Origin of the sequence: Enterococcus sp. RTP21361st1_A6_RTP21361_211029 (assembly GCF_040910045.1) — a bacterium.
GTDB classification, from domain to species: domain Bacteria; phylum Bacillota; class Bacilli; order Lactobacillales; family Enterococcaceae; genus Enterococcus_D; species Enterococcus_D gallinarum.
In genome coordinates this window covers 1-20258 of sequence record NZ_JBDGBK010000057.1, presented here as the reverse complement: position 1 = coordinate 20258, position 20258 = coordinate 1, and the positions used below count along the sequence as shown (strand labels likewise).

Below are 20258 nucleotides of genomic sequence, written 5' to 3'. Positions count from 1 at the left end.
GTCGGAATCCCTAAATAAGAGATCTTCGATCCATCTGTTCCGCCTCGAACTGGTTCGATCACTGGCTCGATACCCAGATCTTCCATTGCAGACTTAGCTAACTCAATAATACTCATGTCTTTTTCAATGATTTCTTTCATGTTGTAATATTGATCATATAAATCCATTTGGATTCTTGCTTCGTCAAATTGGGCATTCATTTTTTCTTGGATTGTAAGCAATTGTTTTTTACGATTTTCAAACGTTTCACGATCATGATCACGAATGATATACGCCATTTTTGCTTCTTCGACGGTTCCGTTCAACGCCATCAAATGGAAAAAGCCTTCCGCACCATCGGTTTTTTCTGGCACTTGATCTGTTGGCAATTGATTATGAAAATCAATCGCCAATTGCAAAGCATTGATCATCGTATCTTTTGCGGTTCCTGGGTGCACATTTTTCCCTTGGATCGTTAGTTCAGCTTGTGCAGCATTGAAAGTTTCATATTGCAACTCACCCACTGGACCGCCATCCATGGTATAAGCAAAATCAACATTGAAATCAGCCACATCAAATTTATCAGCCCCCACCCCAATTTCTTCATCTGGTCCAAAGGCGATTTTGATTTCTCCGTGTTTGATTTCAGGATGGTTAAGCAAAATTTCCATCGCCGTCAAAATCTCTGCGATACCTGCTTTGTCATCGGCTCCTAAAAGCGTGCTGCCATCTGTCGTAATCAATGTTTCTCCACGATAATTTTTCAAATTAGGAAAGTCTTTGATATTCAGTGTAAATTTGCCCTCTTTATCCAATTTGATCGTTGACTCACCGTCATAGTTTTCAATAATTTGGGGATCCACATTCACCGCGTTAAAATCCGCCGTATCCATATGTGCGATAAATCCAATGGAACGAACTGGTTCGGAAACATTACTTGGTAACGTACCAATCACAAAACCATTTTCCTCATTATAATGGACATCATGAAGTCCTAATTCTTCCATTTCTTTTTGCAATGTCTTGGCAAACGCCACTTGCGTTTGTGTGGAGGGTGTTGTTTGGCTTGTCGCATCAGAACGAGTTTCCGTCTTTACATATCTTAAAAAACGCGGTAATAAATTTTCGTACATAATTGATCACTCCTATTTATATTGGAATGGATTTGTGGAAGTCTCTGAAGGAATAAAGTCTACCTGCCAACCTTCTTCCGCTTTCCATTCATTGAATTTTTTGATAAAACGAGGGATACATTCCCGTTCAATGTTATGACCTGGATCGATTGCCGTCAAGCTGTTTGCTTGTATATCATGAGCGGTGTGATAACTGATGTCTCCAGTAATATATACATCTGCTTTGGCATTCACGGCTTCTTGATAAAACTGTTCGCCACTGCCGCCGCATATAGCAATCCGTTGAACGTTTTGCCGCTTTGCTTTTGGTTCGATCAAACGCAACCCCTCTAACTGAAAAACACTTTTGATTTCATCGATGAAATCTTCCAACAAAACAGGTGCTTTTAATTGACCTACTCGCCCGATCCCATAATGCTGAGACAAGTTATCCAAGGAATAAAGGTCATAGGCGGGTTCTTCATAGGGATGCGCCTCAACCATCGCTTGCAACACCTTTTCGGTGATGGTTTCTGGGAAAATCACTTCGATTTTTGCTTCTTGTACCGACTCTTCTTCCCCAATTTCACCAATCGCAGGATGCGCATCCTCTTGAGGAGTAAAACGGCCGGTACCAATCAGTGAGTAGCTGGTGTTTTGATAATTTCCTTGCTGTCCAGCTCCAGCTTTTCCTAAAGCTTTCCTCATTGATGCGCCTTGCTCAATTGGAACAAAAACAGCCAATTTTTTCATTTTGATTGTATGGGTGGGAACGAGATACGTGGTTTCTTCTATTCCAAGCATTTCACAAAACCAGTCATTCAACCCATCATGAATAATATCCATATTCGTATGCGCAGCATAGACCGAAATATTATGTTTGATCAGATCCATATACATTTTTTGTTGCGGATCATCGGCTCTCAAACGACGTATGGAACGAAAAATCGGTGGATGTTTGGCAACAATGAAGTCTACTTGTTTTTCAATTGCTTCTGCAACGACTTCTGGACGAACATCTAATGTCATCATTACCCGTTGGATCTCGTTGTCCAACGTTCCGATATGCAATCCCACTGGATCACCATCTTCTGCTAACCATTGCGGACAATATCTTTCGAAACGTTCAATAAACGTTCTAGCTAACATTATTCCAGCACCTCCTTGATCCAATCAATCTGTTCGTTTAACTCACTTATTTTATCTTGAGGAGGAATTGCCGCTTTCTCTAGTTCTTGCAAAACGATTTCTCGCTGCTGCAATTCATGGGCCCATTTTTTATAAAAAACGAGATTTTTTTCTTTCAATAAACACGGGCCAAAAAATAATTCTTGTGGTGTATAGATTTTACTGCCTTCTTCAGCTACGATGATTTCGTAGTTTTTATGGTTTTCTTCAATCAGTTCTTCGTGTAAAATCATGTAATTATTCTCCTGAAGCCATTCTCGCAAAGTCCGCTCCCCCACATTGGGTTGCAAGACAAGGCGCTCCTTCCCAGTAATTTTCTGCTGAGATTTTCCATTTTCTAAAATTGTTCGAATCAAAGTGCCACCCATACCAGCAATAACCACCGTATCAATCTGATCATCAGGTTGGATTGCAGCTAACCCATCTGCTAAGCGAACAGTGATTTTGTCGCTCAAGCCATTTTTTTTGACTTGCCGTGAAGCAGATTCGAATGGTCCTTTTACAACTTCACCTGCTACTGCATACTGAATTTTATTTTGTAGCATCAATGCCACGGGTAAATAGGCATGATCTGATCCAATATCTGCCAAGCGGGCTTGATCCGGAATCTGTTCGCCAACACGAGTCAATCGCAGGGATAATGATTGTTCGTTCATAACGTCACTCCTTCAGAAATAGTATATCATTCTTTATTGCATTTTAAAGGGAGAGTTTTTACTCCTTTTATTTACGGCTTTACTTCACCTAGAGTTGCTTTTGCACTTTTCGTAAAGAAAACTTGCATATCTTGCTTTTCAAACCAATCGTTGTGATCCATATGAAGGTTACTGCGCTCCCGTCACCCAGTTGAGTATCAATCGCAGTGATTCATACGAAGGTTACTACTCTCCCTTCGGTCGTCTAGTACTGCTCATCATCTGCTCTGTCTTGCTTCGCAAGCCAATCGCAGTGATTCGCAGCAAAACGCGTTGTCCGTTGGGACAACGCGTGGGGTTATTGCACGATTTCAACTGTTTTGATTGAATTTCCTGGAACTTGAGGTGGGATTGACATAGTCATTACTGGCAAGCCTGACAATGTGACTTGGACCGTTGTTCCTTTGGTCAACTCAGAAACTTGACCTTCAAATGATTCTTGCGGTGCGTGTAGGATCACGCCGTCTGTTTGAAAGTTAGAAACAATCGTTTCTTGATCGTCGACTGCTTCGATATCATTTAGAAAAATCTGTATCGTTTCGTTGTCGCCAGCTGTTGCATTTTCTTGAAGAACTCCTGTAAAAATAGTCGTTGCCTCGCTTTCGACAGTGCTATTTGTTGTGCTTTCATCGTTTTTAGTTGTTTCACTCATCGAATCATTATCTGACGGCGAACCGCAGGAAGCTAATAATAAGGTTGTCAAAGCCAAACCTAAAATCGTCAATTTCTTCATAAGAAGTTCTCCTCTCTTCTATATTTCCGAATTCCGGCGATTTTTGCCAGTCATTTGGATCTCTTTTGTCAAGTAACGAATTCGTTCCATGATCCGCTTGGCTTTCAATGGCTCTGATTCTCCACGTTGAGTAACGGATAGATGCTTCTCTAACTCTTGCATGGAAAAGTTGGAGGAAAAGAACGTTGGCAGTTGTTCTTGCATCCGATATTGCAGAATGACACCAAAGACTTCATCACGGATCCAGCTGCTCATGGCATCTGCACCAATATCATCCATCATTAGGATGGGGGCTTTTTTAACTGCATTGAGTTTGTCGCCAACCAAGTCTTTGCCGATTGCTTGTTTCATTTCGACAGCAAATGTCGGGAAGTGAACAAGGGTCGTCGTATAACCTGCTTCCGCAAGGTCCCGGGCAATTGCCCCTAGTAAATAAGTTTTGCCGATCCCAAAACTACCCACCAGATATAATCCTTTGTGAAAAGCCCTTGGATCGTTTTTTAGGTTTTCAAAAAACTCGACTGCAGCCATCAAAGCTTCGCCCCGGCCGGGAGTACTTTCATACTGAGCAAAATTGGCCTCTTGAATATCTTTCGGCATATCCATTGCTTTGATGCGACTACGGATCTCTTCTTGTCGTTGATGCGCTAAAAGCTCTTGCGTGGGCACATAAGTGACATCGATAAAATGAAAGTTCAACGCTAGTCGTGGCTCATATCCAGGTGCAATCATCGTAGGGTCATTCAAACGAAACTTTCGTTTTTCTTGAACAAATTCATAGAGTTTCGCATAACTTTTTTGGATATCTGCATCTGTCAGTTCCTCCCGATGTTCTGAAATGAATTCTTTGACATCCGGATCTTTCAATACGTCCCCCATCATTTCTGAGAAACGATCGCGATAGTTTCGTTTGTCTAAAATTTTTGATAGATTCTTCCCAACATCTTCCATTAATTGTCACCTGCTTTCTTTTGCAAGTAGGCTTGCAGTTTTTTGTCGATCTCTGCCTGACGTTCTGGGGATAATGTCGTTTCTTCAACTGGTTTTTCGGCCCAGCTTGGCAGTTTTTCTTCACGAATGATCTTTTTAGACGGGCTTTGCGGTCGTGTGCGTTTTTCTTTTGCTTCTTTAACTAAGTCCCGTACATGCTTGATCGCTTCTTCCGCGGTTTTTACTTGCAATTCAGACCATTGTGCCGCAATGTTATTGACATAACTTGCTGGCAAAGCCGCATTGTTCTGTACCACTAACACATAATGAATAAGAACATTGATCACACTATTGGATAATGGCGAGCGTTCCACTAAGCTTTTTAGCAGCCATTGTTCGGAGTCTGTGACAAAGCTCTTTTTTTCAGCTTTGATTGCTTTCAAGAATGCCATCGGCGCATTATTCTCACTTTCGCGGATCAATGCTAGATCGTTATCACTATACCCATTTTGTTTTAATGTATTAAATCGTCGGATCTCTTCATCTGAAGTGGGATCCACTTTATTTTCAGTTTTGGTAAAACGCGTCCGTGCTTTTTGTAAAATCAATTGTTCTAATGCCTTCTGATCGATTTTCCCAGTAGTTAAAGAAACCGAATCTGTCATCAGATCCAACAGCTCCATCACATCATAGCCGTATAATGAATGATATAGGAGTAGTTTTTGCCGAAAATCTTTATCGAAATTGTCTGCACGGATGTAGCGACGTTGAGCTTCATAAAGAAGAAAATCCCAATCTAGTTGTTGTTCATCTAACACCAGTCTGCTTTGAGTGTCTTGGAATTTGCCATTGACTTCCTGTAATTCCTCTTCATTGGCTGCAAATTGTTGTGTATCCAAGCGATAAGCATCCATAAAAGAAGCCGTAACTTCTTGATAGCCTTCTGCTTGCCATTTTGCTGGTTGGAACAACGAAACAAGTTGTCGAAACTTTCGCTCTCCAACATGGTTAAGCAATAAGAAACTATAGAGTTCATCTTGAAAGAAATCGCTCGCATGAACTGGCTCTTGCAGGTGATACAAAAATGTGATTCCCAACTCGTCATCTTCTTTTTCAAACGTTTTGAGTAAGCCGATTCCTTCTAACTTATTTCGTGCTTGAATAAAACGCTGTAACCCTACATTCATCGCATTCAAAATATCTAGATGAATAAACTCACTTTCTTGCGGATCCTGCTGATCCGCAGTCAGTGTCAGATAGAGTGCTAAGGCATCACTTTCGATGATTGGCTGATAAAGATGAATCAGCGCATCCTTCCCTTCAGTTGTTAGTGGACGACTTTTGAAGACACGATACAATTGATTTGGTAATATGTTGCCCACCATTCAGGGACCTCCTATTCCTCTTGATTGTCTGCTGTTTCTTGCGGATCACTTGGTTCTTTTGCCTTTTCAACGATATCCTGCAATTCTTTTAAGAAGACTGACATATCTTTGAATTGGCGGTAGACACTAGCAAACCGAATGTAAGCAATCTCATCTAAGTCGACTAGATCTTCCATGACATATTCGCCAATCATCGTTGTCGAAACTTCATTTTCACCTAGTGCTCGCACACGATTCTCCACATGATCAACAATTTTTTCCATTTGTTCCATTGTAACGGGTCTTTTTTCAGCAGAGCGTATCAACCCTCTTAATATCTTTTCACGATTAAATTCTTCACGAGCGCCATTTTTCTTAATAACTAATAATGGTGCTTCTTCAATTCGTTCAAATGTGGTAAATCTATAACCACAGTTTTCACATTCGCGGCGGCGGCGAATCACGCGACCATCGTCGGCTTGGCGGCTATCAATCACTCGAGAATTGTTATGATGACATTTTGGACATTGCAATAGTTCCACCCCGTTCTCTCTTCCGTGTCTCGAATGATAGCGAGACAGCGATGATTTATATGCTTAATTATAACATGAAATTCTTCTATCTAATAGGTAAAGTCTTTCAAGCGAAAGAAATATTACAAATTTAAATAATGTGACGGTTGTTTTTTTAGCCACAAAAGAAAAACGACAGAATCAATTCTGTCGTTCTCCTCCTTATCTCATTTGTAACAGTGACACAAACTCATCCAGAGTTTCCCGTTGTTCCATTTGTTGGTTGCATTGCTCACTGTCGCGACAAATGTAATTTCCTCGTTTGGTGTATGTTCCATCGCCACCACTTTTTGTCAACGATAAAAACATGGAGACAGTAGACTCATGTTGACATAAAGGACAGATTCCTTTTTTTACTTCTGTAGATAAATGACCATAGATTCCTTGGTAGCCTTTTTGAGTATTTACGATCATAAATTTACTTTGACTGCCGATGTCATCCCAAGCCAAATACGTATAATCACGAAGGTCTGTTTGGGAAAAATCGGGTACTTTTAATTTTTTTACTTTACGAAACAGTTTCTCTGTTTGTTTGACTGAAAGCACTTGAAAAGGTCGGACATTCTTTTTTAGTGCTTCAAGAATGGTCAAGCTCTTTGACATCGTCAAAGATGAATCAAAAAATTGACGAATCAGAGACTGTGCTTCTTTGTCCTCCTCAGAAAAAAATGGTTGAATGGCTTCTTCAGTTAACATTTCAACTGTGCGAATCGTATGGCGATCATTAACAGACTGATAAGTCCGAACTAATTGTTGGACTTGATGTTTGATGAAATGAAATTGATAGGGTTCAATGGTAATCATAATAGATATCGATCCTCTCTTTAATGAAAAAACAAAAGATATTACTGATAAATTCCTCTGATCACAGTCAAGGACAATGCAGAATTCAGCATTTGTTGACCACCTCCTGGACTTCCCTTTTTTGTGGAAAGTCATTGGCTATTATAGTTTTTCCTTCAGGGGTTGTCAATCATTGTCCGCAGACAGCATTCTTTTCTTGTCAAAGTGGAATTATTGATACCTTTTAAAACAGGATTTTCTTCTTTTTTATCTATTTATATTGATTGACGAATATGGTTTATCATAAAAAAAACTCCAGATCCTGTCTAGAGTTTTTCTTCGATTCCTGTATAATGTTTCAAATGATCAGCATCCCGTCGTTCGGTTGAAGAGATCTTTGCAGCATCTGTGTCTTCATTTTCGTTTAGCAATCGGTCCCGACCAAGTGTTTCTAATGTTTTATCACCTGGTTGAGCATCTAATTCATCATGCCGATCCTCAATTTCGTCTACCTGTTGTTGACGGTGATCTTTTTTGGCTTTTGCTTCATTTGCCTGTTCTTTTCCTTCTTGTTCCATTTTTTCATTATTGATCCATTCACCAATTTTTTCTTTTGCAGAACCAACAATTACATCTTTTTCGTCTTTCAATGATCCCATGATGATTCCTCCTTTTTTATTAGCATAGCAAGAATTTCTTCGATTGACAAAAGATACGTATGCGCTTCATTTAAAGATATGGTATACTGAATCAAATTTTCAGAATATTCTTTGACAAGGAGCAGTTTATGGACATCTTAAATTTTGAAGACATCCAGTTGGTTCGCAAGCAAACTGTTTTGTTGCAAGACATCAACTGGCAAATTGCTAAAAATCAGCATTGGGCACTTTTAGGATTAAATGGTGCTGGCAAAACACTTTTATTACAACTGATCATTGGGATGATCTGGCCGACTTCTGGCAAACGGCAAGTCCTAGGTCAAGTCTACGGAAAAACATCTGTGCCAGACCTTCAGCGCAGAATTGGTTGGATAAGTGCGACCTTGCAAGAGAAGATTCCTGCTCAGGAGCTCTCAGAAATGGTCGTTCTATCGGGAAAATATGCTAGTATCGGTATATATGAAGACTACCAAATGAAAGACTTGAACCAAGCTATTGCCATTCTTTGTTCAACTGGCGGCAGTCAACTGATTGGCCAGCCATTTCATCAGTTATCTCAAGGGGAACGTCAATTAGTCTTAATCAGCCGCGCTTTGATGGCAAATCCCGAATTGTTGATTTTAGATGAACCTTGTAATGGATTGGATCTTTTTGCTCGAGAAGAATTGCTAAGTCGAATTGGCGAGATGGCGCACAAGGAATCACCTACGTTGATTTATGTGACCCACCATACAGAAGAGATTTTACCGATTTTTGACCATATCATGATGCTGAAAAATGGTAAAATCCACGCTTCTGGCAAGCGCCAGCAAATTTTTAACGAAAAAACGTTATCTGCTTTTTATGGGAAACCTGTTTTTTTCCATGAAGTCACTTCCGATCGCCTGGCAGTTTTACCAAAAAGCAACTCACTAAACAAAAAATGAAACAAAAAAAGAGACAGCGACAACCAAAGCCTCTTTCCAGATATCCTTTCTAACTTCAGTTTCCAGCAAACGACAAAATAATGCGTCAACTGTTAGCTTTTCAGAAATAAAGGGGGCTCCTTTGTGCCGGTGTCTCTGTCTTAATTCTTTCTTTTAGCAAGCCATTCTTGTACTTGCGTCTTAACTTCTTCAATGGTTCCTTGATTGTCAAAGAGGATATCTGCCCGTTTGCGCTTCTCTTCTATTGGCATCTGACTATTGATACGTTGTTGGGCTTCGATGCTGGTTAAATGGTCTCGCTTCATCAGTCGCTGCAACTGGATCGATTCCGGAAGATAGACGACCGCTACTTGATCTAGCAGGGATTCATAACCAGTTTCGTATAACAAAGGAATATCTACGATCACAAGATCAGCTTTTGCTTTCATGACTTCAATCTGTCGTAGGATTTCTTTACGGATAAAGGGTCCTAATGAGCGGTTCAGCAATTCCCGTTTATTGTCATCCGCAAAAATGATTTTTCCTAATTTTTTCCGAGCTAGTGTCCCATCGGGATTGATGACCTCTGGCCCAAAAACAGTTTTGATTTTTTCAAGCCCTGGCATCCCTGGCTCCACCACTTCGCGAGCAACGATATCAGCATCGATGATTGGGATACCAGCTTCTTCAAAGCACTTGACAACGGTACTCTTGCCAGTAGCAATCCCGCCCGTTACACCTACAACCAAGCTCATCTTTCTGTCCCCGCGTGTAATTGCTGACAGAATGGACAATAGTGGGTCCCTCGTTGTGCAACTTTTGTTTTTACGATCGGGGTACCACAGCGGACACAAGGATTGCCGGTTTGACCATAAACGTGTAGAGAGACTTGGAAATGCCCCGCTTCGCCTAACGCATTCAAATAGGTCCGAATCGTTGTGCCTCCTGCCTCCACTGCTCGGGCTAAGACATCAATGATCGCCCGATGCAACAAGTTAATTTCGGCTTCATTCAGTGTCGCTGCCGATTGCTCGGGATGAATCTTTGCTTCCCATAAAGCCTCATCCACATAGATATTGCCTAAACCTGTCACAAGCTTTTGATCTAAAAGCATCGGCTTGATGGCTTTTTTTGATTTCTTTAGGTCACGAGTAAAGTCTGTCAACAGAAACAGTTCCGGCAATGGTTCCGGCCCCAACTGCATGATTCCTTTATACGTACTGCTCTGGTCTTTTTCAACTAAAGTCATACGTCCAAATTTTCGCACGTCCCGATAATGCAATTCACTGCCATCAGTGAATTGAAAAATCACATGGGTGTGTTTGTCCGGCACCCCTTCTTTTTCAAAAAATTCATACTTGCCTTCCATGCGTAAATGGGAAATCAGATCATAATCGGTCAATTTGAAAATCAAGAATTTGCCTCGACGATCAAAAGCTTGAAATTGTTGTCCTTTTAGCATCGCTGCAAAAATCGGTACTTCTGGAGATTCAATGATCCGGGGCCAACGAATCTCCATTTCTTTGATCGTTTTATTTAAAATCAGTTTCTCTAGTCCTCTGCGAACTGTTTCCACTTCTGGTAATTCCGGCACAACATTTCACCTCATTTATTTTGCTTCATACCACGTTTTGCCCCAGTTACTATCTGTCAACAATGGCACATGCAGTGAGACAGCATTTTCCATGACTTCTTTGACAAGAGCATCTAAGCGTTCTAATTCATCTTCTGGTACTTCGAAGACAAGTTCATCGTGGACTTGTAAAAGCATCGTTGCTTGTAATTTTTCTTCCTTTAGACGACGATCCAAATCGATCATGGCAATTTTCAAAATATCTGCAGCACTGCCTTGGATCGGTGTATTGATTGCTGTACGTTCCGCGAATGTCCGCAAATTAAAATTGCGGGAATTGATATCTGGTAAATAGCGGCGACGATGATACAATGTTTCCACATAGCCTTTGTCTTTCGCTTCACGGACAACTTCTTCCATATAAGTTTTGACCCCTGGATATTTTTCAAAGTAGGTATCAATATATTGCTGCGCCGCTTTGCGAGTGATCCCAAGATTTTGGGAGAGACCATAATCAGAGATACCATAAACGATCCCAAAGTTGACCGCTTTTGCTTGACGTCGCATGTTTGGTGTAACTTCTTCTGGAGTGGAGATCCCAAAGACTCGCATAGCGGTACTTGAATGAATATCTTGTCCTTCTACAAAGGCCGCTTTTAAATGCTCATCATTCGAGATATGGGCTAAAACCCGCAGCTCGATCTGAGAATAATCCGAAGAATAAATGACCCAATCTTTGGCTCTTGGAACAAAGGCTTCTCGAATTTTCCGCCCTTCTTCTAATCGGATTGGGATATTCTGCAGATTTGGATCAACGGAACTCAAACGTCCAGTTTGTGTTAAAGTCTGCACGTAACGGGTATGGACTTTGCCATCTCCTTGAATCACTTTAAGCAGTCCTTCCACATAGGTGGATTGGATTTTGGCAATTTGACGATAGATCAAAATGTCTTCGACGATCGGTGCCTGTTCCTTCAACTGTTCCAAAACATCCACTGCCGTTGAATAGCCAGTCTTAGTTTTCTTGATCACTGGCAGCCCCATTTTTTCAAATAAAATCACGCCTAATTGTTTTGGCGAATTTAAATTGAACTCTTCGCCAGCTTCTTGATAAATCTTTTGTTCGATTTCATGCAAACGTTCTGCAAATTCGCCCTTCATCTGATGCAAACGAGAAGCGTCCACGCGAATCCCAGTGATTTCCATCTCTGCTAAAATTTTTGATAATGGCAATTCCATATCAGTAAAGAGTGCAGTCTGATTTTTCTCTGCTAGCTCTTTCGCCAAACGGACAGAAAGGTAGTTGATCGCCGCAACTTTTCGAGCTAAATGAGCGAAAAAGACTTCTTCATCTGCCGGTAGTCCTCGTTTCACACCTTTGCCATAGATAGCTTCGTCCGATTGAATCGCATCAAATCCATAATGCTTAGCAACACCAGCAATATCATTATTTGAATCATTGGTATCTAGCAAGTAAGCAGCTAATAATGTATCAAAAACAATCCCTTGTGGTGCAGCCGCATAACGATTCAGCGCCACATACGTTCGTTTTGCATCATAGACTTTCTTCTGTGAAGAGGCATTTTTTAGCCAAGCAATAAAATACTCATTTTCAAAGAGATCATCTTGATTGGTCACATAAATTTTTTGCTGATTCCCCCAAGCGACACCAACGATATCTTCTAAATGATAGTTATCGCCCAGCATCTCGATATAAAGAGCCATATCCTCAGTAAACATTTCCGGAGTGACCTCTGTTACAACGTCAAAAAGAATATCTTCCATTTCTTCCGGTTCAGTCACCACATTTAATTTTTCCAAGAAAGAATTGAAGTTCATTTCTTGATAGAATGGAATCAATTTATCCAGATCTTTTCCTTCGTACTTCAATGAATCAATGGCCACATCCACTGGCGCATCCACATCGATCGTTGCCAATTTTTTTGACAAAAAGGCTGTCTCTTTATCATTGAGCAAGTTTTCTTTCATCTTGCTTGGCTTCATCTCATCGATATGCTCGTAGATTCCTTCAACTGAACCATATTCTTTCAAAAGTTTGATGGCCGTCTTTTCACCGATTTTTGTGACACCGGGAATATTGTCAGAGGCATCTCCAGCTAATCCTTTCATATCAATGATCTGTAATGGCGCTAAACCATCATATTTTTCTGCAACGTGTTCTGGCGTATAACTTTCGATCTCGCTGACACCTTTTACTGTGATATCAACCTTCACATGGTCGGTAGCCAATTGGGTCAAATCGCGATCTCCAGATAATACCACAACATCAAATTGCTCTTTGTCAACTTTTTGTGCCAATGTGCCGATAATATCATCCGCTTCATAATTGTCCAGTTCATAATACCGAACACCTAAAGCGGTGATCAATTCGCGAATATAGGGCATTTGTTCCTTGAATTCTCCAGGCGTTTTTGAACGGCCGCCTTTATATTCCTCATACATCGCAGTCCGAAAAGTTGTTTTGCCCGCGTCGAAAGCCACCAGGACATGAGTTGGCTGTTCTTTTGCCATTACATTTTCAAACATGGTGTGAAAAGCGTAAATCGCATTGGTATGCAAACCATTGTTGTTTTTAAAACGTTCCAATGAATTGTGCAGTGCAAAAAAAGCCCGAAATGCGACACTATTTCCGTCAACTAGCAATAATTTATTTTTTGTCATTTGAATAACTCCTCACCTCAAAAGTTCTCTCTTATTCTATCAAAGAAATCCATGAAAAGCGATGGATTGCCTTTGTTCGATTAAGCCAATTGCAAAAAAAAATGCGAGTTTCCTCGCATTTCCTCATTAGTTGTTTTTACCAAAGATTCGCAAAATCGCTAAGAACAAGTTGATAAAGTCAAGATACAACTGTAATGCCATGAAGACAGCAATTCCAGTATTTGCTTGGCCATTCGTTGCTTGGTATAGATTACGGATCTGTTGGTTGTCATAGGCAGTGATTCCCATAAAGACAAATACTGTCACGATCGACAAGAAAAAGTCAACTGGACCACTATGCAAAATAAACACATTCAGCAATGTCGAAATGATGATCCCGATCAATATGCCGTAGCCGATTCGTCCCACAACACTTAAATCACGTTTTGTCATGATACCAAATGCTGACATTACGCCGAAAGTGATCGCTGCGGAAACAAATGCACCTGCGATCGATCCGAAGTCATAATACATTAATGTAACTGACAGCGTCACCCCATTTAAAAGGGAGTAAACCAGATATCCTGCTATGGTCAGCGAAGGATTCTTTTGCGCTTTTGCGCCTAATACCAAGACCAAAATAATTTGAAGGATCCATAACCCTGTATAGCCTAGTGGAAAATTACGGATAAAATTCATTGTTTGTTCTGCAAATACTTGTCCGAAAAAGTAGGCAGACACTGCGCTAATTCCTAGTCCTACAGCAAAAAATAGATAGACTTTGGAATAAAAACGATTGAGCCCTTGGGCATTAACTACTTCATTGTTCATTTTCTTCACCTTCCTCTACGATTTTTGGAGGTTGGACCATCACTACTGCATCCAACACACGATCTTCTTGCGTATTGACAGCTTCAACAGAGATCGTCACTACGTCTTTCATCTTATCGACTTTGATCACTTCGAAATCGAAGGTCAACGTCTCATAATGAAAAACAGGTTCAATAAAGTTCACCGAAAAATTCACCACATGAGAACCTGGTCCTGGCAAATGTTTAGAAATCGCACTTGTAATAATCCCCATCAACATTACCGAAGGCACGATTGGCCGTTGGTATTCTGTTTTTTGGGTATAGTCATGCTGAATATAAAGCGGATTGGCATCATTTGTCAAACCGAGATACAACAAAAGCTGACTGTCTTCGATCGATTCTGTTAAAGATAACGAATCGCCTTCCTCGATTTCATCAATTTTCTTACCTAATTTTCGCGGTTTACCAATGTTCAAATTTATTTCCTCCAAAATAAATAATTTTACTCTGATTTCATTTTATCAGATGCAGATAAAAGTGCAAGTTCGTGGTGCGATGTCCCAAAAAAGCAAAAACGGGGCGCTGACTTTTGTCAAATCGATGCGAGCAATAGCAACGAAGGCTAAATAGTAAGTCTCACTGGTTGATTTTGTATCATAGTTCTGTTGACAGCCAGTGCAAATGAGATACCATTTGTTTCGTTGATCTGCTCGGGTGATTTGATTTGGTCATCGCTCCGTATTTTTTATAACACGTTTCGAGTCGTATTACTCAACAACTTTTCATAGGCTGATTCAAACTTTTGTACGTCCCCGGCACCCATGAAAATGATCACAGCATCTTGATGATCCAATAATGGTGACACATTCTCTTCTTTGATCACTTGTCCACCCTTTTGAATCTTGTTCCCAAGATCTTCAATTTTCACATCGCCGCGAGATTCCCGAGCCGAGCCAAAGATATCGCATAGATAAACGCTATCGGCTAGATCCAATGCCTCTGCGAATTCGTCCATCAATGCAATCGTTCGGGTAAAGGTATGGGGTTGGAAAACAGCGATAATTTCTTTTTCAGGGTATTTTTGGCGTGCGCCGTCAATTGTTGCTCTGATTTCTGCCGGATGATGAGCATAATCATCAACGATTGTCATATCAGCGACTTTCTTCTCACTGAAACGACGTTTAACACCAGGAAATGACAACATTTCTTCCGCAACTTCTGTCATATCCAGCCCTTCTTTATAGGCTACTGCAATGACCCCTAAAGCGTTGTTGATATTATGTTGGCCAAATGCCGGTAACACGAAATGACCGATGTTTTCGTTATGGATATAGACATCGAACTCAGAACCTGTCGTTGTACGCTGAATGTTTTTTGCTTGTACATCATCATCATCATTCACACCATAATAATAGATCGGTACATCTGCTTCTAATTTTCTTAAATAGGCATCGTCACCAAACGCAAAGATTCCTTTTTTGACTTGCTTGGCCATCGATTGAAAAGCTGAGAAAACATCGTCGATCGATTGATAATAATCAGGGTGATCAAAATCGATATTCGTCATGATCGCATAATCTGGAGAATACGCTAAAAAGTGACGACGATATTCACAGGCTTCAAATGAGAAGAACTCTGCGTTAGGGTCTCCATGACCTGTTCCATCGCCAATCAGAAAACTAGTTGGACGAACACCGCTCAACACATGGGACAATAGACCTGTCGTACTGGTTTTACCATGAGAACCAGTGACTGCAATACTTGTGTAAGGTTGAATGAATTTACCAATAAAATCATGGTAACGCGTAATTTCTAACCCTAATTCCTTCGCACGAAGGATTTCTTCGTGGGTATCCGGAAAGGCATTTCCTTGGATAATCACCATTTCTGGCTGAATATTCTCTTTATCGAAAGGCAGTAATGTGATTCCGGCTTTTTCCAGATCACGCTGTGTAAAGAAGTACTCTTCCACATCTGAACCTTGTACATGATAGCCCTTTTCATGCAGAACCAAAGCCAATGAACTCATGCCGGAACCTTTGATTCCAACAAAATGATATACTTTGTCTTGATTTTCCATTTTTTAAAATCCTCTTTTCTCAAGTTCACATTACAATAAACGCATGTTTATTAACATTTAGATTTGTTGCACGTCCTACATTATCATACAAAATGAAAAAAATAGCAACGAGTTTTGTTTTTGGGCTTGACTTTTTGCTCAAATCGCTATTTCTTTCAAGCGTCCGCGACACTTTCCACAGCCATAACGTTTAGTGTTCAGCCTTCTCGTTCGCTTGATCACAGCTCCACATTGTTGACACTGGTACTGATACTTCGCATTTTTCATCATACTTGGAGCATAACGAAGTCCACCAGTAGCTGCCAAAAGAGCTTTGAATTCTGGATCTCGGTGTCGGTAGCCTTTGCCAGCTAAATGCAGATGATAGTGACACAACTCATGCTTGATGATTTGAATGAATGTATCTACACCAAATTCAGCTAATAAATGCGGATTGAAATCTAAATGATGATCGCTTAAGTGATAACGTCCACCGGTGGTCTTTAGCCGCCCATTGAAATACGCCTCATGTTGAAATGGTTTGCCAAACGATTCTAGAGAAACTTTTTCAACGAGCTGCTGCAATTCTTTGGTGGTCATTTTCCGTGTGTTGGATCAACCATTGTCAGGCTGATTCGGCCTTTCGTGGTATCGACTTGTTCAATCCAGACAGTAACGATATCTCCGACAGCGACAACGTCTTTCGGATGCTTGACAAAATTTCGGCTTAATTTTGATAAATGAACCAAACCATCTTGTTTGACACCAATATCAACAAACGCACCAAAGTCAATCACATTCCGGACAGTTCCCATCAATTCCATTCCTGGTTTAAGGTCTTCCATGCTCAGGACATCTTTACGCAATAATGGTGCCGGCATCTCATCTCGCATATCTCTTCCAGGTTGCATCAGTGATTTCAAGATATCTGTGATCGTTTCTTTTCCGATCGCTAGTTGTTTAGAAAGATCAGCAACATTTAACTGTGCGAGTCGTTCTTTGGCTTCTGCTGATTGGGCTCCTAGTTGAGTTAGTTTAACTCCAGCAACTTCTAAAATTTCTTTGGCTGCAGTATAACTTTCCGGATGGATTCCAGTGTTGTCTAAAATATTCTTCCCACCAGGGATCCGCAAAAATCCAATCGCTTGTTCATAAGCTTTAGGTCCTAAACGAGGCACCTTTTTTAATTGGCTTCTTTGCGTGAAGCTACCGTTTTCTTCTCTGTAAGCAACAATATTTTGTGCAGTCGTTTTATTCAATCCTGAGACATGCTGCAGCAGTTGAGGACTAGCAGTATTGACATCGATCCCTACTTGGTTGACGGCAGTTTCGACCACAAAATCAAGTTGGTCACTCAATCGTTTTTGTGAAACATCGTGCTGGTATTGACCAACCCCTACAGATTGAGGATCGATTTTGACCAGTTCAGCTAAAGGATCTTGGAGTCGGCGCCCGATACTAATGGCGCTGCGTTCTTCCACTTGCAGATCCGGAAATTCTTGACGGGCGATTGGGCTGGCGGAATACACGGATGCACCCGCTTCATTCACAATCACATAAAATACTTCATGATCGATTTGTTTCAATTGTTCGGCAACGAATTGTTCTGATTCACGACTTGCCGTCCCATTCCCAATAGCGATCATTTGGACACCGTATCGATTGATCAAACGTTGCAGTGCTGGACCAGCTGCTTGGCGTTTATTCATCGGTGCCGGTTTATGAGGGTAAATAACTTCGATGGCTAATACTTTCCCAGTTTCATCAATCACAGCTAATTTACAACCTGTTCGGTAAGCCGGGTCAAACCCTAAGACGATTTTTCCTTTTAAAGGTGGCTGCAGCAAAAGATTTCGCAAGTTTTCACCGAAGATGGCAATTGCTTGTTCATCTGCTTTCTCTGTTAATTCATTGCGGATTTCCCGCTCAATCGATGGTGCAATGAATCGTTTATAAGCATCAAGATAAGCCTCACGAACAAATGGAGTTGCTGGTGAATTGGCGTGCTTAATGAGTTGCCGTTCAAAATAATCAGTGATTTTTGACTCATCGACGACTAAGGCAACCTTTAAAACATCTTCTTTTTCACCGCGATTCGTTGCCAAAATACGATGAGAAACCATTTTATTGATGGGGTGCTGAAAATCGTAATACATTTCATAAACACCTTTCTCATCCTTTTCAGCATCGCGAAGTGTACTCGTGTAACTTCCCTTATTTGCAAAATAACTTCTGATCCAAGAACGATAGATCGGCTCATCTCCAATGGTTTCAGCAATGATCTCGTGGGCACCTTGTAACGCAGATTCAGGGTCAGGGATGGCTTCATTGGTAAATTCTGCCGCTTTTGCATAGACATCTCCTGTTGTTGGAAATGCCGCTATCCAGTCAGCTAACGGCTGCAAGCCATTTTCTTTTGCAATAGTTGCTTTCGTACGCCGTTTTTGTTTGTAAGGACGATAAAGATCTTCGACCTGCTGCATTTTTGTTGCTTGCTGAATCGATTGCGCCAATTCACTAGTCAATTTTCCTTGTTCGTCGATCAACCGAGCAACTTCTTGCTTGCGTTTTTCCAAATTCTCCAGATATTGATAGCGCTCTTCAATTTCACGAATTTGTACCTCATCTAAACCGCTAGTCATTTCTTTGCGGTAGCGAGCGATAAACGGAACGGTGTTTCCTTCATGGAGCAGTTCCAGTACTTTCGTGATTTGTCGTTGATTGTAAGATGTGGTTTCCTGCATTAGTAAGTGCAACACATCATGATTTAATTCTGCCATATTCGTTCACCTTTCAATTTAACTGCTCTAAGTTTAACATAAAAAGTTTAACATAAAAAAGACACCTCAGAAAAGAGACGTAAGTAACAGGCTAAAAACAGAACATACAGAACATGAGGTGCGAAATTAAAGCTCAAGGTATAAACCAGCAAAAAACACTTCCGCTGAATCATCAGCAGGAAGTGTCATCTACATTCAAAATCTTTCTTCAACGTCCTCGAAAGCCTTAGTTATTACCAAGCATGGATGTTTCCTTTTTACTATGCGGATCCATCTTAACTAATCTGTTTGGAAATAGTTTGTATACCCTATCTTTTTCCAAGGACCTTTAGACCCAATAGTCATAATGACGCATAGATTCCTCTATGATTAGAAAAGTTTTTTAAAAGTCTGGATGCCAAGGGCCGGTTAAATTTTGATATTCAATATCTTGTACAATGCCGTCTTCATCAAAAATCACGCCGTGAACGGAACCACCAAAAACAGCCCCTCCATCAATGCCAATCTTATTATCATGAAACCATAAATCCGTTGTTTCCATGTCACCATGAAGCATGGGTGTGATGGTATGTCCAAAGACGATTGTTTTTCCCGTATGATTTTCTCCAGTATGAAATGGCTCTCGGATCCAGATAAAATCGTGGTCAGAAGTATCCTGCCAATGCTTCTTGGTCAAATCAACACCAGCATGAACAAAAAGATATTTTTGCCATTCATAAGAAAGCGGCCTTGCCATCAAAAACGCCACTAAGTCACGGTAGCGACTCCGGATCATTAATGCAATCTCAGTTGGCGAGTACTCTTCTGTTGCTCCCGGATGTAAAAGACTTTCCATCGTCTCCTTGCCTCCATTGCGGACATAAGCGGAATACCAGTCTTCTGGTGCGTTCAAAAATTGCAGAAAATATTCTTCATGGTTCCCGCGCAAATAAATCGCTCCTGTCTCTTCCACCAATTGTTTACCCAACAAGAGACACTCTTTACTTCGTGGCCCTCGATCATTCAAGTCCCCAATCAGAACAAGCTGATGCAGTGATGGATCGTAATCCAATAAAAGTTTTTTAAAAAGATCATACATCCCGTGGATATCACTAATGACGTAAATGAGTTTTTTCATTTGGGTTCATCCCCTTCTTTAAATTATTATAAAAAAGCCAGCGAAACTTTACAACTGTTAGCCCTTTCCTTATAATAAAACCAACTAAAGGAGCGAGAAGATGAATTGGCTGCATCAACAATGGATCCATTTTAAAAAAGACATGCGAGAAGCTTTTGATACAGGGGCTATCGCTGCACATGGTAAGAAATAGTTTGAATTTTGATTGTTAATTGATTGAATCAAAAAAAGAGAATTCTCCAGTTAAGTACTGGGAATTCTCTCAGACTGTAGACAAAGTCCATTTTATGGATGATGTCTACAGTCTTTTCTTTTATAATAGATTTATGAAAACGA

Annotated in this window: 19 protein-coding genes; 1 reads left to right on the top strand and 18 read right to left on the bottom strand. The window is 40.7% G+C overall.

Annotation, left to right across the window (positions count from 1 at the left end; genetic code table 11):
* From pepT to AB5Z52_RS10920, 9 genes are all read right to left on the bottom strand, one after another.
* Window positions 1-1112, bottom strand: a 1112-nt coding sequence (pepT, locus tag AB5Z52_RS10960; protein ID WP_368266913.1) for a peptidase T, incomplete at its 3' end; no start/stop codon positions are given.
* 12 nt (window positions 1113-1124) lie between these two features.
* Complete coding sequence (locus tag AB5Z52_RS10955) at window positions 1125-2240, bottom strand: Nif3-like dinuclear metal center hexameric protein (protein WP_041120192.1); 1116 nt, start codon at window positions 2238-2240, stop codon at window positions 1125-1127.
* Window positions 2240-2935, bottom strand: a complete 696-nt coding sequence (locus tag AB5Z52_RS10950; RefSeq protein WP_003126501.1) for a tRNA (adenine(22)-N(1))-methyltransferase TrmK — start codon at window positions 2933-2935, stop codon at window positions 2240-2242. The genes AB5Z52_RS10955 and AB5Z52_RS10950 overlap by 1 nt, the downstream gene beginning before the upstream one ends.
* Window positions 2936-3272: 337 nt before the next feature.
* On the bottom strand, window positions 3273-3707 hold the full coding sequence (locus AB5Z52_RS10945; RefSeq protein ID WP_137264414.1) for a hypothetical protein: 435 nt from the start codon (window positions 3705-3707) through the stop codon (window positions 3273-3275).
* Between the two features lie 18 nt (window positions 3708-3725).
* Complete coding sequence (gene dnaI, locus AB5Z52_RS10940) at window positions 3726-4658, bottom strand: primosomal protein DnaI (protein ID WP_288551744.1); 933 nt, start codon at window positions 4656-4658, stop codon at window positions 3726-3728.
* Window positions 4658-6019 carry a replication initiation and membrane attachment family protein gene (locus AB5Z52_RS10935; protein ID WP_029486784.1) on the bottom strand — a complete coding sequence of 454 codons (1362 nt, stop codon included), beginning with the start codon at window positions 6017-6019 and terminating at the stop codon, window positions 4658-4660. The genes dnaI and AB5Z52_RS10935 overlap by 1 nt, the downstream gene beginning before the upstream one ends.
* A 14-nt stretch (window positions 6020-6033) precedes the next feature.
* Window positions 6034-6534, bottom strand: a complete 501-nt coding sequence (gene nrdR / locus AB5Z52_RS10930; protein WP_003126495.1) for a transcriptional regulator NrdR — start codon at window positions 6532-6534, stop codon at window positions 6034-6036.
* Between the two features lie 201 nt (window positions 6535-6735).
* Window positions 6736-7377 (bottom strand): FusB/FusC family EF-G-binding protein, encoded by a 642-nt coding sequence (locus AB5Z52_RS10925; RefSeq protein WP_137264415.1) that lies wholly within the window; start codon window positions 7375-7377, stop codon window positions 6736-6738.
* Window positions 7378-7682: 305 nt separating this feature from the next.
* A complete protein-coding gene (locus AB5Z52_RS10920; protein ID WP_003126493.1) occupies window positions 7683-8015 on the bottom strand; it encodes a CsbD family protein in 333 nt (110 codons plus the stop codon).
* 128 nt (window positions 8016-8143) lie between these two features.
* Between AB5Z52_RS10920 and AB5Z52_RS10915 the strand changes: the two genes are divergently transcribed.
* A complete protein-coding gene (locus AB5Z52_RS10915; RefSeq protein WP_003126492.1) occupies window positions 8144-8941 on the top strand; it encodes an ABC transporter ATP-binding protein in 798 nt (265 codons plus the stop codon).
* Window positions 8942-9081: 140 nt separating this feature from the next.
* Here AB5Z52_RS10915 and coaE read toward each other — a convergent pair whose 3' ends face one another.
* The 9 genes from coaE to AB5Z52_RS10870 all read right to left on the bottom strand — a co-directional run bounded on the left by coaE (window position 9082) and on the right by AB5Z52_RS10870 (window position 19922).
* On the bottom strand, window positions 9082-9675 hold the full coding sequence (gene coaE / locus AB5Z52_RS10910) for a dephospho-CoA kinase (protein ID WP_029486781.1): 594 nt from the start codon (window positions 9673-9675) through the stop codon (window positions 9082-9084).
* Window positions 9672-10514, bottom strand: coding sequence for a DNA-formamidopyrimidine glycosylase (gene mutM, locus AB5Z52_RS10905; RefSeq protein WP_288551745.1), 843 nt, complete (start codon window positions 10512-10514; stop codon window positions 9672-9674). The genes coaE and mutM overlap by 4 nt, the downstream gene beginning before the upstream one ends.
* A 15-nt stretch (window positions 10515-10529) precedes the next feature.
* Window positions 10530-13175 carry a DNA polymerase I gene (polA, locus tag AB5Z52_RS10900; protein WP_081132031.1) on the bottom strand — a complete coding sequence of 882 codons (2646 nt, stop codon included), beginning with the start codon at window positions 13173-13175 and terminating at the stop codon, window positions 10530-10532.
* A gap of 126 nt (window positions 13176-13301) precedes the next feature.
* Window positions 13302-13994 (bottom strand): Bax inhibitor-1/YccA family protein, encoded by a 693-nt coding sequence (locus AB5Z52_RS10895; RefSeq protein WP_137264417.1) that lies wholly within the window; start codon window positions 13992-13994, stop codon window positions 13302-13304.
* On the bottom strand, window positions 13975-14442 hold the full coding sequence (locus AB5Z52_RS10890; protein ID WP_003126486.1) for a MaoC/PaaZ C-terminal domain-containing protein: 468 nt from the start codon (window positions 14440-14442) through the stop codon (window positions 13975-13977). Before AB5Z52_RS10890 ends, AB5Z52_RS10895 begins: the two co-directional genes overlap by 20 nt.
* A 269-nt stretch (window positions 14443-14711) precedes the next feature.
* Window positions 14712-16046 carry a UDP-N-acetylmuramate--L-alanine ligase gene (gene murC / locus AB5Z52_RS10885; RefSeq protein WP_003126484.1) on the bottom strand — a complete coding sequence of 445 codons (1335 nt, stop codon included), beginning with the start codon at window positions 16044-16046 and terminating at the stop codon, window positions 14712-14714.
* Between the two features lie 138 nt (window positions 16047-16184).
* Window positions 16185-16625, bottom strand: coding sequence for a SprT family protein (locus AB5Z52_RS10880; protein ID WP_003126483.1), 441 nt, complete (start codon window positions 16623-16625; stop codon window positions 16185-16187).
* Entirely contained in the window at window positions 16622-18805 is a 2184-nt protein-coding gene (locus AB5Z52_RS10875; protein ID WP_081132030.1) for a Tex family protein, read from the bottom strand. Before AB5Z52_RS10875 ends, AB5Z52_RS10880 begins: the two co-directional genes overlap by 4 nt.
* Before the next feature lie 382 nt (window positions 18806-19187).
* Window positions 19188-19922 carry a metallophosphoesterase family protein gene (locus tag AB5Z52_RS10870; protein WP_003126481.1) on the bottom strand — a complete coding sequence of 245 codons (735 nt, stop codon included), beginning with the start codon at window positions 19920-19922 and terminating at the stop codon, window positions 19188-19190.
* Window positions 19923-20258 lie beyond the last annotated feature (336 nt).